Annotated in this window: 12 protein-coding genes; 3 read left to right on the plus strand and 9 right to left on the minus strand. The window is 44.8% G+C overall.

Going from position 1 to position 14,768, the window contains the following annotated elements; all coding sequences use genetic code 11:
• Nucleotides 1–19 precede the first annotated feature (19 nt).
• Complete coding sequence (locus V7R39_RS15750; protein WP_334031856.1) at nucleotides 20–601, minus strand: DUF2919 family protein; 582 nt, start codon at nucleotides 599–601, stop codon at nucleotides 20–22.
• Nucleotides 602–977: 376 nt separating this feature from the next.
• Between V7R39_RS15750 and rimO the strand changes: the two genes are divergently transcribed.
• Nucleotides 978–2,417 carry a 30S ribosomal protein S12 methylthiotransferase RimO gene (gene rimO / locus V7R39_RS15755; protein WP_334031857.1) on the plus strand — a complete coding sequence of 480 codons (1,440 nt, stop codon included), beginning with the start codon at nucleotides 978–980 and terminating at the stop codon, nucleotides 2,415–2,417.
• Nucleotides 2,418–2,484: 67 nt separating this feature from the next.
• Here the strand turns inward: rimO and V7R39_RS15760 are convergent, their stop codons facing one another.
• The 5 genes from V7R39_RS15760 to msbA all read right to left on the minus strand — a co-directional run bounded on the left by V7R39_RS15760 (nucleotide 2,485) and on the right by msbA (nucleotide 7,026).
• Complete coding sequence (locus V7R39_RS15760) at nucleotides 2,485–3,144, minus strand: SDR family oxidoreductase (protein ID WP_334031859.1); 660 nt, start codon at nucleotides 3,142–3,144, stop codon at nucleotides 2,485–2,487.
• A gap of 67 nt (nucleotides 3,145–3,211) precedes the next feature.
• Nucleotides 3,212–3,970 (minus strand): 3-deoxy-manno-octulosonate cytidylyltransferase, encoded by a 759-nt coding sequence (gene kdsB, locus V7R39_RS15765; RefSeq protein ID WP_334031861.1) that lies wholly within the window; start codon nucleotides 3,968–3,970, stop codon nucleotides 3,212–3,214.
• A gap of 98 nt (nucleotides 3,971–4,068) precedes the next feature.
• On the minus strand, nucleotides 4,069–4,263 hold the full coding sequence (locus V7R39_RS15770) for a Trm112 family protein (protein WP_334031862.1): 195 nt from the start codon (nucleotides 4,261–4,263) through the stop codon (nucleotides 4,069–4,071).
• A complete protein-coding gene (lpxK, locus tag V7R39_RS15775; protein ID WP_334031864.1) occupies nucleotides 4,253–5,281 on the minus strand; it encodes a tetraacyldisaccharide 4'-kinase in 1,029 nt (342 codons plus the stop codon). Before lpxK ends, V7R39_RS15770 begins: the two co-directional genes overlap by 11 nt.
• A complete protein-coding gene (msbA, locus tag V7R39_RS15780; protein WP_334031866.1) occupies nucleotides 5,278–7,026 on the minus strand; it encodes a lipid A export permease/ATP-binding protein MsbA in 1,749 nt (582 codons plus the stop codon). Before msbA ends, lpxK begins: the two co-directional genes overlap by 4 nt.
• Between msbA and V7R39_RS15785 the strand changes: the two genes are divergently transcribed.
• Nucleotides 7,018–7,146 carry a hypothetical protein gene (locus V7R39_RS15785; protein ID WP_334031868.1) on the plus strand — a complete coding sequence of 43 codons (129 nt, stop codon included), beginning with the start codon at nucleotides 7,018–7,020 and terminating at the stop codon, nucleotides 7,144–7,146. The genes msbA and V7R39_RS15785 overlap by 9 nt on opposite strands.
• 264 nt (nucleotides 7,147–7,410) lie before the next feature.
• Here the strand turns inward: V7R39_RS15785 and V7R39_RS15790 are convergent, their stop codons facing one another.
• Nucleotides 7,411–9,822, minus strand: a complete 2,412-nt coding sequence (locus V7R39_RS15790) for a DNA internalization-related competence protein ComEC/Rec2 (protein WP_334031870.1) — start codon at nucleotides 9,820–9,822, stop codon at nucleotides 7,411–7,413.
• Nucleotides 9,823–10,207: 385 nt separating this feature from the next.
• Here V7R39_RS15790 and V7R39_RS15795 point away from each other — a divergent pair, with 385 nt between their 5' ends.
• Entirely contained in the window at nucleotides 10,208–10,741 is a 534-nt protein-coding gene (locus V7R39_RS15795; protein WP_163106220.1) for a DUF2062 domain-containing protein, read from the plus strand.
• A gap of 151 nt (nucleotides 10,742–10,892) precedes the next feature.
• Here V7R39_RS15795 and ligA read toward each other — a convergent pair whose 3' ends face one another.
• Together ligA and zipA are read right to left on the minus strand one after the other, a co-directional pair.
• Entirely contained in the window at nucleotides 10,893–12,929 is a 2,037-nt protein-coding gene (ligA, locus tag V7R39_RS15800; RefSeq protein WP_334031872.1) for an NAD-dependent DNA ligase LigA, read from the minus strand.
• A gap of 143 nt (nucleotides 12,930–13,072) precedes the next feature.
• Entirely contained in the window at nucleotides 13,073–14,752 is a 1,680-nt protein-coding gene (gene zipA, locus V7R39_RS15805) for a cell division protein ZipA (protein ID WP_334031874.1), read from the minus strand.
• Between the last annotated feature and the right edge of the window lie 16 nt (nucleotides 14,753–14,768).

Consider the following 14,768-nt stretch of genomic DNA (forward strand, 5'->3'; position numbering starts at 1 on the left):
AGAATAAGGGTTAACTCCCTTAGCTTTTGTTAATTCCTTCATCTGGCTGTTCATCCTTATCTTCACTGTTGTTTTTTGAGGCGTTTTGGTTTTTGCTTTGCTCGTCAGGCGTCTCTACGGTCTCTACGGTCTCTACGAAGGGTGTTGCCCAATCGTAAATCATCCACTTTAAGTGGCGACTACGAGTTACCACATAGAGTGTTACTGAATAGAGTAAAATCTTTACTGCTGTAACCACCTCAAAACCCCATTGATGATGCATGAGATAATAAATTTGAGACGTGAGTAGAATAAGTACCCCTAGTTGTATAGATGGCAAAATACAATGACGCCAACTTACCAGGTCGTGCTTCCATAAGCGCTCTCTTTGACTGATCAATAAAAGAGTGAGCAATACAGGCAAGCTTGCTACCAAATTAAGGCCTAAGGCTTCTTTTTGTGGATAGAAAAAGGCTAGCAGGTCAGTGGTTTGTGTACGAGATGCAACGGAAAAAATAAACACAAGCCAATCTATACAAAGCAGTAGCAATAGCGAATACAACCAGACAGGCGGTAGTATTCGTCCAGATTCATCATAGTACTTTAAGGGTAGTTTAAGCATTGTGTCAGCTTTGTCATAGTCGATTTCATTTTAGTTTTTGTTTTTGCGCCAGTCTGATTAATGGGGCTGTGAATATAAAATTAAAGCGCACCAGCTAAAAATACCGTTAATTAAAAGCTGCCTCTTCATTACATCACCACCTTTGCACCTCATTTAATCAATCCCTCTGCGAAAATGTATAGCAAACGTCGTTTGTTACTCGTGATTAAAAACGTCTAATTTAAAACTCGTGATTTAAGAATTCTTATTTAATGAAAAATGGGCAGCTATGTACTGTGTTATTGTGCCACTTACTGTATACTTTGCGCCCTTTTTAAGTCGCGCCTAATGTACGTATAGTCATTGGGGCATCGTCATTGGCTAGGTGATATTTTAGATGACAGTAGAAACGTTTAATCCTAACAAAGTAACCAACAACACTACGACGTTAGAAACGCCGGTAAAAGTGTTGAATGAGACCAAATCGAACAACGCCAGCAACGGCAGTCGTATCGGCTTTGTTTCGTTAGGCTGCCCCAAAAACCTAGTGGATTCTGAGCGTATTCTTACTCAACTTCGCACAGAAGGTTACGATGTCGTACCGACTTATAACGATGCCGACCTCGTCATTGTTAACACCTGTGGGTTCATTGATGCCGCGGTTGAAGAGTCACTCGATACCATTGGTGAAGCGCTTAAAGAAAACGGTAAAGTAATTGTCACCGGTTGCTTGGGTATTAAAGAAGACGAAATACGTGAAGTGCACCCTAACGTTCTCGCTATTACAGGTCCTCATGCGTATGAAACCGTGGTAGAGCAAGTGCATGAACATTTGCCAAAACCGTCTCACAACCCGTTTGCCGACCTTGTTCCAGACCACGGTGTAAAGCTTACACCAAGACACTATGCTTATTTAAAGATATCGGAAGGCTGTAATCACAGATGCACATTCTGCATTATCCCCTCTATGCGTGGCGACTTAGTCAGTCGCCCCGTTGGCAATGTGCTTGATGAAGCTAAGCGCTTAAAAGATGCTGGCGTTAAAGAGCTTCTTGTCATATCACAAGATACTAGTGCCTATGGTGTTGATGTAAAACACAGAACAGGCTTTTGGAACGGCATGCCTGTTAAAACCCATATGCAGCAGCTGTGTGAAAAGCTAGGTGAAATTGGAATTTGGGTACGTTTACATTACGTGTACCCCTACCCGCATGTTGATGATCTTATTCCTTTAATGAACGAAGGTAAGATTCTACCCTACCTCGACATTCCGTTTCAGCACGCAAGCAAACGTATTCTGCGTTTAATGAAACGCCCTGGCAGCTCAGAGCGAGTACTTGAACGAGTAAAGAAATGGCGTGAAGCATGTCCGTCACTTGTCATTCGCTCTACATTTATTGTTGGCTTCCCTGGTGAAACAGAAGAAGAGTTTGAAGAGCTTCTCGAATTCTTACGAGAAGCGCAGCTTGACCGTGTTGGCGCGTTTGCTTATTCGCCCGTTGAAGGTGCAAGGGCTAACGATCTGCCTGATCCGGTTCCAGAAGACGTTAAGCAGCAGCGCCTTACTCGCTTCATGGAGGTGCAGGGAGAAATAAGCGCGGCTCGCCTACAAGCACGCATTGGCAACGAATACCAAGTGGTTATTGATTACGTAGACAGTGAAGGTGCAGTAGGTAGAACGTACGCTGATGCGCCAGAAGTTGATGGCCTTGTTCATCTAAATGGCGTTTATGATGTGAAACCTGGTGAGCGTGTTTGGGCCGAGGTAATCCACGCTAACGAACACGACGTTTGGGCTGTGCTCTCTGATGAGCAGGACGTGCAAGACGACACGTAATACCAATGGTATAAAACACGTCATACGAAAAAGGCGCTAGTGGTAGCGCCTTTTTCGTTGGTGCCTTTTACCAAGGCAATATTTCACCATTGGAATGAACAAACTGCCCGCTAGACTCGATATTCAATTCAGAAATTCGCTCTACCAAACGCTCAGCACACGTTGTGGTATCAATATCGCCAGCACCGCCCACCATTTCGGTTTGCACAAAGCCTGGATGAAACAGGCCAACCGCTATACCTTTTGGCTTAAGATCGTTCGCTAGCGACACACCTGCGGCATTTAGCGCTGCCTTTGACATACGATAGCCGTAGTAATTACCAGAGCCATTGTCGGTCATAGAGCCCATGCGGCTTGTAATTAACGCAACCTTGCTGCCTGAAGATAAGCGCGGCAGTAACAGTTGGGTAACCAGTAATGGGCCTAATGCATTTACTCTAAATTGATAATCAATGGTATTGGGATCCCAGTCATCAATAGACTCTTTGCCCAACACCCCTGCATTATTAATGAGCACATCAATATTGATATTAGATAACGGCGCTAATTGCTCGCCTAACATATCGGGGCGAGACACATCTACCCCCTGAATGACATTAATCCCTGTACTGTTTAATTCGTCACAGCTGTTGCGGCATGTTGCATACACTTTTGCGCCTTGCTGTTGATATTGCTTGGCCAGTGCGAGTCCGATGCCGCGATTGCCTCCCGTTATAACAACATTCATAACGCCTCCCTTTGCGTGTATTCACTTATATGATTGAGTTGATTAAATTGATTTAGATGTTTTAGATTTAACTGTGTTGTTCCAGCGCAACTAGCAAACGTTCTAAATCTTCAGGTGTATCGATACCTATAGGTGGTGGCGCTTTGGCCTGCTGGCAATGGATGCTATCGCCATACCACAAGGCTCTCAATTGCTCTAGCGATTCTATTTGTTCTAAAGCGCTAGGTTCATAACTCACATATTGCTCGATATAGCCTGCTCGATACGCATAAATGCCAATGTGGCGATGATAAAGCGCCGTATTTGCATCGCGCTTATCACTCATCATTCTATCCCGTTCAAAGGGAATGGGTGAGCGTGAAAAGTATATCGCTTCGTTATTCTTGTTAACCACAACCTTAACAATATTGGGGTTAAACACATCGTCGGTACTGGTAACCGGTGTGGTTAACGTAGCCATCTCACACTCTTTAGCGTGTGCTAAATTGAGCGCAACTTGGCGAATATTTTCTGCGGGAATAAAAGGCTCATCGCCCTGCACATTCACCACAATGTCGTCTGCGCCGAGCGCCATTTTGCGAACCACTTCGGCAATGCGCTCAGTACCAGACTGATGCTCTAAGGACGTCATGCAAACCGTGCAAAATTGACTTGCTACTTCTTCAATTCTGACGTCGTCGGTGGCCACTATAATGCGCTCTGCACCGGCTTCTTTAGCACGCTCAACAACATGCTGAATCATTGGCTTTCCGTTAATGGATGCTAAAGGCTTACCAGGAAAACGACTGGAACCAAAACGTGCGGGAATAACAACTGTAAATGCCATAGCTTGAAGTACCATTTAGAAGGGCAAAAATCTTACTTATTTTTGTTTAAAATGCGACTGCAGTAAAACAATAGCGCTTGGTGAAAATCGCTATTGTTTTAGCGAGTCGCGTCCACTTGCTCTAACGACAAGGTCGTTGCCTTGGCTTCAATCAACACAGGAATGCCGTCTTTAATATCATAGGCAAGACGGTCAAAACGGCAAACTAAACTGTCGTTAGAATCACCTAAGACAAGCTTTCCTTTGCATACTGGGCATGCTAATACTTCTAATAGCTTTTTATCAAACGCCATCTTCTTTTTCCTTTTCGCTCTCTATAACTAACCCCGTTATGGCTAGCTTATTATCTATATTATTAAAAAACCCATCACTAATACATGCACTAACTGGCAAAAACCAGCAGTCATCGTGGGCATATGAAGCCACCTTTACCGCGTCTTTTTCTGTCATTATCACAGTACCGTCAGGAATATCATCACGAGTAAAATGATAGTGATCGGGAAACGGTAGAGAGGCAACAAGATTTAGCCCCATCGCTTTTAACTGATTGAAAAAACGTTGGGGAGAGCCGATGCCTGCAAGTGCACTAACGGGCTTTTCACGAAACGACGCTACGCTAGCCTGCTGTTTCTTATCTTGAATGTTGGTGAGTTGCCCTGGCTGTAACGACATGGAAAACTGCGATGAAACGCCGTGGCGAAATTGAGGAATTACGTCACTGTTGTGAATAATTGCATCCACGTTAGCTAAACGCCACGTTCCTTCTCTTAATGGTCCCATGGGCAACAAAAAGCCGCTACCCACTTCTCTATCGTCCATTACCACTAATTCAACATCTCGATGCAGCGCATAATGCTGTAGGCCGTCATCGCAAATAATAAGTTGGCAACCCAACTCCTCAACCAGATAGCTCGCGCCACGAGCACGCACTGGGTCAATGACCACAGTACAACCGCTTCGACTGGCTAACAGCCTTGGTTCATCACCTACTTCTTCGGCGTTATCATTCTCATTCACCTTTCGCGGGTAAAAACTTGAGTTGCCGCCATAACCACGGCTAAGAATACCCACCTTAACGCCACGTCGCGTGTAATACTCTGCAAGGGCCAATACGACTGGTGTCTTTCCATTCCCCCCCACAGAAATGTTGCCCACAACGATGACCGGCGCATTCACTTTTATGGCTTTCTTAACGCCAAGTTTAAATAGCAGTCTTCTACCTGCAGAAACGCAGTAAAAAAGCAGCGTAAGAGGCGCTAACAGCCACACCAAGGGGTGTCCCACATACCACTTTTTTACCAAATTACTCACTTAGCATCACCAAACTGCAGTGCATGAAGTTGTGCGTAATGACCATTTTTCTTAAGCAGTTCGTGATGGCTGCCTTTTTCGATAATCTGCCCCTGTTCCACCACCATAATAGCGTCTGCGCTTTCAATGGTAGAGAGTCTGTGTGCCACCACAATACTTGTGCAGCGCTTTTGCAGTGTTTCTAATGCATCTTGAATTAACTTCTCAGATTCTGTGTCTAACGCCGACGTTGCCTCATCAAGAATAAGAATAGGCGCTTGAGCTAAAATAGCCCGTGCGATAGCAATGCGCTGGCGCTGTCCTCCCGATAACATCAGGCCGTTCTCACCGATGACGGTGTCCAGGCCATCTGGCAAGTTAGCGAGAAACTCTTCTACATGAGCCATTTTTGCTGCGTGTTCAATCTGGCTGCGGGTGACATTTTCCCGCGCGCCATAGGCAATGTTGTTAGCAATGCTGTCGTTAAATAAAGTCACGTTTTGAGACACTACTGCAAACTGAGCACGCAAGTCTTTAAGGTCAATTGAATTGAGCGCCTTGTCATCAATGCGAATTTCACCCTGTTGGGGTACATAGAACCGCGTTAGTAAGGACGATATTGTAGACTTTCCACTACCTGAGCGCCCTACTAAAGCAATAGATTGGCCAGGGTTTGCAGTAAACGAAACATTAGACAGTGCAGGCGTTTGCTTACCTGGGTAACAAAAAGTGACGTCATCAAATTCAAGCTTTCCTGCTGCGCGCTCAAGAGGTAATGCTCCGGTATCATCTTCATCTCTTTGATCTAGAATTTCAAAGATACTCGCACAGGCGGCCATGCCTTTTTGAAATTGATTGTTGATGGTGGTGAGCTGTTTAAGCGGCTTTAACAGCATGACCATACAGAACACGACATTAATAAATACACCAGCGGTGAGTTGTTCTAACATGCCTGGCGTACTGGCAATAAATAACACTACTGCCAAGGCAATGGAGGCAATAACCTGAATTGATGACACACTGAGAATTTGAGTGACAGACAGCTTCATAGTTTGCTGTCGATTGTGGTTATTCTTTTCTTTAAACTTATCCTGCTCTATTTTCTGGCCACCGAACATGATAACCACTTTATGACCGCGAACCGCCTGTTCTACTGATGAGGTCAAGTTACCCATAGAGTGCTGAATATTTTTACTTACCACCCTGAAACGCTTGCTAACAAAGGCAACAATAATGGCAACTAATGGGCCTATCAGTAGGAAAATGAGAGACAGCTGCCACGAGTAATAGAACATTACGCCTAAAAGGCCTATGACTAATGCCCCCTCTCGAATAAGGGTAAGCAGTGCTTTCCCTGATGCGTTAGCAACTTGCTCGGTGTCGTAGGTAACTTTACTAATAAGTCCGCCAACGGCGTTATTATCGTGAAAAGACACAGGCAGGTGAATATACTTTTCAAATAGCTGCTGGCGCATACGCATTACCACCTGAGCGCCAATCCAGCTCAATGTGTACGTTCCTAAAAAATTGAATATGCCTCGCAACAAAAACAACGGGACAATGGCATAAGCGGCAAGGCGCAAATATTCGTGATCATTTTTTCCCAATGACTCATCAATCATGGGTTGAAGCTGCGCAAAAACAAACGTGTCCACCGCCGAATAGCCAATCATACCTATGATGGCAAATACGAAAGGCACCTTGTACACCTTGAGGTAGCTAAGAAAGCGCTTAATTTGAAAATCCGAGGTGTCGGCTTGCTGCATGAATTATTTTCACCCGTCTTGTCGTTTGCTGAGTTGTTAAATGCGTTACTAAATGCGGTATTAAATACGTTAATCGGTAACTTCTTCGATAAATTGCCCGATAAATTATCCGATAATTAAAGCCCAACGCGATGTTGTGTCTTTAACTAGGTTTTTTGACCTGTGCTGCCCCTTTTAATGCCCCCTTTTTACTGGCAAATAGCTGCAGCGGCATGTGCTGCCCAAATAAGGCAAATGTTTAAAGGCTTGCTAGCCAAAATAGAAAAACATCTTACACGAAATAAACGGCACTAAAACCTGTCCTTTATTGTACTCGTTATTCATTCAATTCACTAATTTCACTCTTTATTTGCTTAAAATGCCACCGACACTTTCAGTATTAGATCAATGAGATTCAAGACTTAGTAAGAGGTGAGTAGGATATCGAGCGTCGAGATACCAACGCTTATTCAAGTCAAACCGCTGAGAATGAACAGTGAAACCTGTGGTGTTTTGATTGAAATAGGTGTGGCTATCTGCGGGAAAAGAAATGGTTAAATAACCATGGAAACTTGTCATATAGTAGGGAATATTAAGAGCCTCGTAGCGCAAGGTAACGGCCTTTGCGGGAAACTGCCACCGGTTCTCAAAACCTTGAGTGAAAATTGCCGCTTTAGGCGCCACGTATTTCAAAAACACGTCAGTGGACGATGTATTGCTGCCATGATGCGGTGCAATAAGCACATCTGCTTTTAGGTTTGTCTGTGAGTTAGGCAAGGCTAGAATGGCGTATTCAGTAGTGCGCTCAATATCACCCGGTAGCAAAACACTGCGCTGGCCGTCGGTTATTTTTAACACACAAGAATGGTCATTATTGTTAATTGAATTTCCAGCCTTTGGCCATAAAAAATGAATGGCCAGTCCCTCCCATTGCTCTACTCGCCCAAGCTCACAGTTTTTTGTGGGTGAAAACCACATTGCATTTTGAGCTAATGGCGAAGATGCTAGCGCCGCTTTGCCTCCGGCATGATCGTTGTCTTTGTGTGTATGAACAATAATGTCTATGGCTTTCACGCCCTCTCTTTTGAGTAAAGGGAGCAACACCGAGCTCGCCGTATAGGCAAGGTTACGATAGCTAGCCCCCGAGTCGATAACCATGGCTCTTTCGCCTTTAATTACCACTATTGCACTGGCCTGCCCTGCATCTAACACGTGCACCTTCCATTGGTCAGGGTTTGAAGGGATATAAAAGGCTAACAGGGGGATGGTTAGCACAAAAAGCGCATGTCGCTTGTAACGCCATGGGGGAGCGATGATGACCATCATAAAAACCAGAAGACAGGCTGCTACTTTCGAATCAATGTGAATATTAATTGCTGCCCAGTCATAGTGGGCAATGTAGCGTAAAACACTAAGTAACCACGATAATGCACTATCTAAATAAATGAAAAGACACTCAGCCATTTGATAAACTTTATCTACTGCGCTTCCATCTAGAGCGTCTACTTTCGAGGGATGTACTAGGGGATATACTAGGGTAAGTACAAGTAAAATAATGAGTGCAGGAGGCAGTAATAATGTAATTACTGGAACGGCAATAATATTGGCAATCAACCCCGCTACCGACAGTGAGTTAAAAAAAATAATGGTTAAAGGCGCCATAAATACGCCCAGTAAAAGCTGTAAAAGCAGTAGGGTTTTAAACCGTGACCCATTTTCTATGCGAAACCGTGTGGTAAGAAACCAAATATAAAAGACGGCACATACGCTTAAGTAGAAACTAGCACTTAAGATAGACAAGGGAAAAAGCACAATACTCATTGCCACCATTGCTGTGGCTAAGTGTATGGGCCGGTAGGCAATGAAAAACAGTGAGAACACACTGGCAATAGTGAGTAGCACGAACGCTCTAACCACAGGGAGTGCAAGGCCACTTAACGCAGCATAGAACCCGCAGACCACCCACACGGCCCCAATAATCATTATTCGGTATTTTATGGCAAACACTGGGGTTAATGTATGGGCTTCCTGCAAGGGTAACTGCAAAAATAACTGCAAAGAAGCGAACCAACGAGGGAAACGCGGCATTGAAATCAAAGCCTGCACCACTCTCTTTGTGTAACTTGCAATGAGCAGAAACCCAGCGCTGAGCAATAACGTGTGCGCTGCGACGACACCTAAATGCATTCCCGAAATACTAAAAAGGTGCCCAGTGCCGGTAACCTGCAATAGCTGCCAATGAGATTTGTCGAAATTAACACGTATTCCTACTAATAACGCTTGCCACCAAATGCGGTTTTGAATGTCGATAGCATCGAATACCGCAGCCATTCGTAGTCGGAAGCTGTGGTTGTGGGTAACAGACGCCGAATGCAAAGTTTTGATGTATCCAGTTACATGAACGTTGTTTACCAACAGCTGCTTTTGTTTATTAAACCCAACGGGATTTTGGGTGCTGTATCTCGGTTTAAGCTTTACCACCGCTGTAAATTCATCGCCGTTGTGTAGGCAGTGTTCTGCATCAGCGTCTTTAACAAATGTATATGTAGACAAAGTTAGCAGTCCTTTCTTGCCCATCAATAACTCGGCATTGCTTTCAGTTTGGGCACGATTACGCAGCGATACCTTTGGTTCAAATGCAATAAATTTCACTAAGTATTTATAACTTTTTTCGCATGTAGAAGCGTGCTCAGATTGGAGATTGTCTGAGGGGACACAACCGCCCTTAAGTACACGAGCTCGAATTGTGATCTCTTTTTGAATTTTGTCGTTTGGTAGTTGCCAAGCATAGTGTAAATACCCTACACTCGCCTCCATCAATGCTCCGGCAACACAACCGCTCAATACTAGACTACAAAAGCAGACGCCTTTACCGGCTTTGCCTTTCAAAGTGTCCAACGTATTGTTGATGTGCTTGCTATACAGGGATAGAAGTATGGGCAGCAGGCATAAAGTACACAGAATCGTTAACTCGATTTTGCTAGGTAGCCGAGGCCAAAAGACGGCACTTAACGCACCTAGGCAAAAACTGATTAGCCAAATTGTGATACGATTTACCATGTGTCTACGTAGTCATTAATGCGTATTACATGGTATGTGGCAAGTAAAGCACGTTCAGCTGAACATAATTTCTTTTTTATTAGTAATGGATTGCGAGCTATCATGTTCTATTTGACTCTAATTTTAAGACGCATCGAAGTTTATGCCTAAGAAATTCATACGACGCTTTTTGCCTGATCATCAAAGCATTAAGCAAAACAAAGCACTCAAAATATTTGGCCATGTGCTTCATGAGCCAAATCTGTGGCATTTGAATCGTCGTTCTGCGTCGGGTGCTTTTGGCATAGGACTTTTTTTCGCATTCTGGCCAGTGCCTTTTCAAATGTGGCTGTCTGCAGGCGTTGCCATTCCTTTTAGAGCCAACATTCCACTATCAGTCGCCACCGTTTGGATAACGAATCCCTTTACTATTCCGCCCATATTTTATGGCGCATACAAAGTGGGTACTACTGTACTGGGGACTAAGCCTGAGCATTTTGAATTTCAGTTCAGTTGGCAATGGGTGGTGGAAAGCATAAATACCATTGGTCCAGCGTTTTTAGTTGGTTGCGGTATTTGTTCAGTCGTATTTGGACTACTAGGTTATTTATCGCTTAATTGGTTATGGCGCTTTCAAGTGAGCAAAGCGTGGGAACGCAGAAAGCAGAGACGGAATTTGAAAACGAATTCGCTGTAGGCTTTTTACTATAGCTTTGGAAGATAGCACCGTAATACACACCTTACAATCGCAATGCTCTGTCGATGAAGAGTGTTGTTAACACAATAAACAACGGCGCCGTATATGATTACTATACTTTCTAGCGCCGCTATCCACTTTTAAAGCATCTCTAGCCTTCGTGTTCGTCAAGAAATGCAATTAGCGCAGCTTCGTCCCACACTGCAACATCAAGCTCTTGAGCTTTGGTTAATTTAGAGCCTGCCTTTTCACCTGCTACCAAAAAATCCGTATTTTTGGATACTGAACCTGCAACCTTTGCACCTAATAACTGAAGTCGAGCTTTAGCATCTGTTCGGCCCATTTCATTGAGCGTTCCGGTGATGACGCAGGTTTTACCTTTTAGCGGCAAGCTGTCTTCTCTAGGCTTCTCAACGGTAGGCCAATGGATGCCCTCACTTAACAAGGCGGCGATCACATCGGTGTTGTGCGCTTCATTAAAGAAATTGAAAATATGCTCGGCCACAATAGCGCCTACATCTTGCACTTCAATTAATGACTCAATGGACGCCTCTTGAATAGCCTCAAGCGTGGTGAAATGCATTGCAAGGTTTGCAGCAGTGGCTTCACCTACCTCACGAATGCCTAACGCATATAAGAATTTGGCTAACGTTGTTTGCTTAGATGCCTCAAGTGAGTCTAACAACTTAGACGCCGACTTCTCGGCCATTCGTTCTAGGCCAATTAAGCGACTAAGCGATAAGGTAAAGAAATCGGCTGGACTATGCACTAAATCAGCATCGACAAGCTGATCAACAAGCTTATCGCCTAAACCGTCAATGTCAAACGCCTTGCGAGACGCAAAATGCTTGAGTGCCTGCTTGCGCTGGGCTGGGCAAATTAGTCCTCCTGTGCAGCGGGCAACAGCTTCGTCCTCTAATTTCTCGGCCTTCGAGTCACACACAGGACAGTGGGCTGGAAAATTAATATCTACCTCATTACCAGTGCGGTTAGCCTCTACCACAGACACAACTTGAGGAATAACGTCGCCAGCCCGTCTTATCACCACAGTATCGCCAATTTTTACGCCCAAGCGCTCTATTTCGTCTTGATTGTGAAGCGTTGCGTTCGATACCGTTACACCGCCTACAAAAACAGGCTCGAGTCTAGCCACAGGCGTTATCGCGCCAGTACGCCCCACTTGGAATTCTACATCTATTAGTGTAGTCACCTCTTCCTGGGCCGGGAATTTTTGAGCAATAGCCCAGCGCGGCGCTCTAGCGACAAAACCTAGGGTGCGTTGAATGGAGATATCATCAACCTTAAACACAACACCGTCGATGTCATAAGGAAGTGCATCCCGTTTGTTTAAGATAAGGTTGTAGTAATCTAAACAACCGGTTCCGCCCTCAGCAGTACTGATATCAGGGCACAAAGGCAAGCCCCAAGAGGCAAGCTTATTAAGACGCTCACTGTGCGTATTAGGAAGGTCAAACGACTCAGGCTCAACCACGCCTAGTGAATACGAATAAAACATTAGCGGGCGTTTTGCGGTAATTTTAGAGTCTAATTGTCGCAAACTTCCTGCCGCCGCATTTCGAGGGTTAGCAAAAACCTTCGCACTTTTTTCACGCTGGGTATTATTGAGCTTTTCAAACCCCTCTTTGGGCATGAAAACTTCGCCACGCACTTCTACACGGGCTGGAAGATTATCTCCGCGAAGCGATAAAGGTACATTGGCAATAGTTCTAACGTTAGCAGTAATATTTTCGCCAACCTGCCCATCGCCGCGGGTAGCCGCTCGCACAAGTTCTCCATTTTCATAAAGAATACTTACAGCCAGACCATCAAGCTTAGGCTCACAGCTAAATGCGAGTGTCGTAGTATCTTTTAAGCGGTCTTTCAAGCGCTTTTCAAAGGCCAGTAGCGATGCGTCATCAAACGCATTATCTAGCGATAGCATAGGCACATCGTGAGTCACCTGCTCGAATGAGGACAGCGCCGCGCCGCCCACCTTTTGACTTGGTGAGTTAGCACTGTATAAATCTGGAAACTGCTTCTCTAATGCAATAAGAGACTGCATGTCGCGATCGTACTGTGCATCTGGTACAGAAGGATCGTCCAGCACATAGTATTGATAGTTATACTCGTTCAAACGTTTGCGAAGTGTCGCAACATCATTTTTTGCTTGCTCTAAGGTATCTGACATAGAGTCGGTATCACGCCATAATAAAAAGTGAAAAACGTTAAACAGGTATCATGAATTTCTCTACAGACATCTGTTTAAATGAAAAAAGGACTTGATAGGCAAGTCCTTATAAATTAATCGTACTGTTCTAGCTAAGCCTCTACCTAGCTACGCGAAATCATTCTCTTGCGCTCAAATTCTCGAATTTTCTCAACGTACTGCTGCAGCCCTTGTTTTGTTAGCACGCTGCGACGACCATCGAGCACTTGTGCATCAAATTCGTCAGCTAATTTGCGAGCCGCATTATGCATCATATTAAACACTTGATGCGGATCGCCTTCAATGGGCAGGATCATAAACAGCGAGATGCCTTGGGTGTCAAAGTTCTCTAAATTGTCTATATCAAACACGCCTGGCTTAAACATGTTTGCAAGGCTAAACAACACAGGTCCCTTACCGTTTGAGTTAACGTGGCGGTGAAAAATATCCTGATCGCCAAATTTGAAACCCAACGTCAGTAGCATAGGCAGTAAAGCCGCTCCCGATATAGGCGAGTCATTCTTTGCTCGCACATTCAGCACTAACACTTCTTGTGCGGCTGTGTGAGAGGACTCGTTTGATGCGGCCTGATTAGAGGACGCGCTAGAAGCCTGATTAGAAGATTGAGTATCGTTATCGTCGAAATCGATACGCATTTGATCATCACCAAAGTTTGGCTCTTCCCGTTTTCTCGCCGCGGGCTTTGTACGTTTGGTTTTCGAGAATCGTTTTCTCTCACCAGCAATCTCATCGTGATGAGTGGCCGCACGTTCATCATCGCCCTTCTCTCGCAATGAGCCAGAAAAAGTAGGTTCTACCCGCTGCGGTGCAGCTGTTTTATCAAACTGACCTCCTACAATTTTAGACTCTGAAGCGCCGTTTTCTAAAGCGCCGTTTTCTATAGCACTCGTTTCAGAAGTCTCTTCTTTAGTTGCATCTACATACAACGTCGAGGTGGCTTTCGGTACTTCAGAACGCTGGTATTTTTTCGACTCACTCGCTGTATTGGCAGCGTCGGCTGAATGTTCTGCCGTCTCTGATGCATTATTTTGTGCGCTTGTACTTACACTGCTGGTTGAATCAGAAAGAGACTCCGAACTCTCGTTATCAGCGTCGCTTTGTTCAATCGCTTGAGACCCATGAGAAGCCGCTTCAGATTCTTTCAACAAGAACCCCGGAGGCTCTGGAAAATCTGCTATGTTGTCATTTTGAACCGGTGCAGTGTCACTAGAAGAGCGGCTCTGGCCTTGCAAATGGGGCTTTGGATTGGTGATCACTGAGCCATAAAGCGTAGAGCGCTGCTCTTGGGCATCATCACCTTCCTGCTCGATATTGACCGAATTTGCGCTTTCAGAAGCATTGCCGGAAGCATTGCCAGAAGAGTAATCGCCACCTTGCGCTCTATTTTCCGCAAATGACTTTCTATCAGCGTCATCGGCAAACGCGCTGGAATCGTCGCTACTGGAATCGTTGCTGATATCACTGAAAGTACCGTTATCAACGCCTGACAACGTGTGCTCGTCATCTGAATGAAAGCGGCTCTCATCAGCGTCGTCACCATGAAACGAACGGTTGCCGCCAATAACACGAACACTGCCTACACCGAGTTCGTCGAACCCACCGTTTTCTGATGCTCCATCACTTTCAACATCGCTATCTGGGCTATCGTTCCACTGTCGTGGCTCTAAACGTTCCTTGTGCTCTGGCTTACTGTTTTTTCTGATTTTCCATATACCATGGGCCAAAATGCCTATGATAAAAACAGAACCACCTAACAGTAAAAATAGACGTAATTCATCTTCCATTTAATTCTTTCGCCCT

Source organism: Alteromonas sp. P256 (assembly GCF_036864455.1).
Classification (GTDB): domain Bacteria; phylum Pseudomonadota; class Gammaproteobacteria; order Enterobacterales; family Alteromonadaceae; genus Alteromonas.

What these genes read in the sequence shown, in the direction of transcription:
- ligA (WP_334031872.1), bottom strand. Translation starts at nt 12,929, where the DNA reads ATGTCAGATACCTTAGAGCAAGCAAAAAATGATGTTGCGACACTTCGC.
- kdsB (WP_334031861.1), bottom strand. Translation starts at nt 3,970, where the DNA reads ATGGCATTTACAGTTGTTATTCCCGCACGTTTTGGTTCCAGTCGTTTT.
- msbA (WP_334031866.1), bottom strand. Translation starts at nt 7,026, where the DNA reads ATGCAGCAAGCCGACACCTCGGATTTTCAAATTAAGCGCTTTCTTAGC.
- V7R39_RS15790 (WP_334031870.1), bottom strand. Translation starts at nt 9,822, where the DNA reads ATGGAGGCGAGTGTAGGGTATTTACACTATGCTTGGCAACTACCAAAC.
- rimO (WP_334031857.1), top strand. Translation starts at nt 978, where the DNA reads ATGACAGTAGAAACGTTTAATCCTAACAAAGTAACCAACAACACTACG.
- V7R39_RS15750 (WP_334031856.1), bottom strand. Translation starts at nt 601, where the DNA reads ATGCTTAAACTACCCTTAAAGTACTATGATGAATCTGGACGAATACTA.
- V7R39_RS15770 (WP_334031862.1), bottom strand. Translation starts at nt 4,263, where the DNA reads ATGGCGTTTGATAAAAAGCTATTAGAAGTATTAGCATGCCCAGTATGC.
- zipA (WP_334031874.1), bottom strand. Translation starts at nt 14,752, where the DNA reads ATGGAAGATGAATTACGTCTATTTTTACTGTTAGGTGGTTCTGTTTTT.
- V7R39_RS15795 (WP_163106220.1), top strand. Translation starts at nt 10,208, where the DNA reads ATGCCTAAGAAATTCATACGACGCTTTTTGCCTGATCATCAAAGCATT.
- V7R39_RS15760 (WP_334031859.1), bottom strand. Translation starts at nt 3,144, where the DNA reads ATGAATGTTGTTATAACGGGAGGCAATCGCGGCATCGGACTCGCACTG.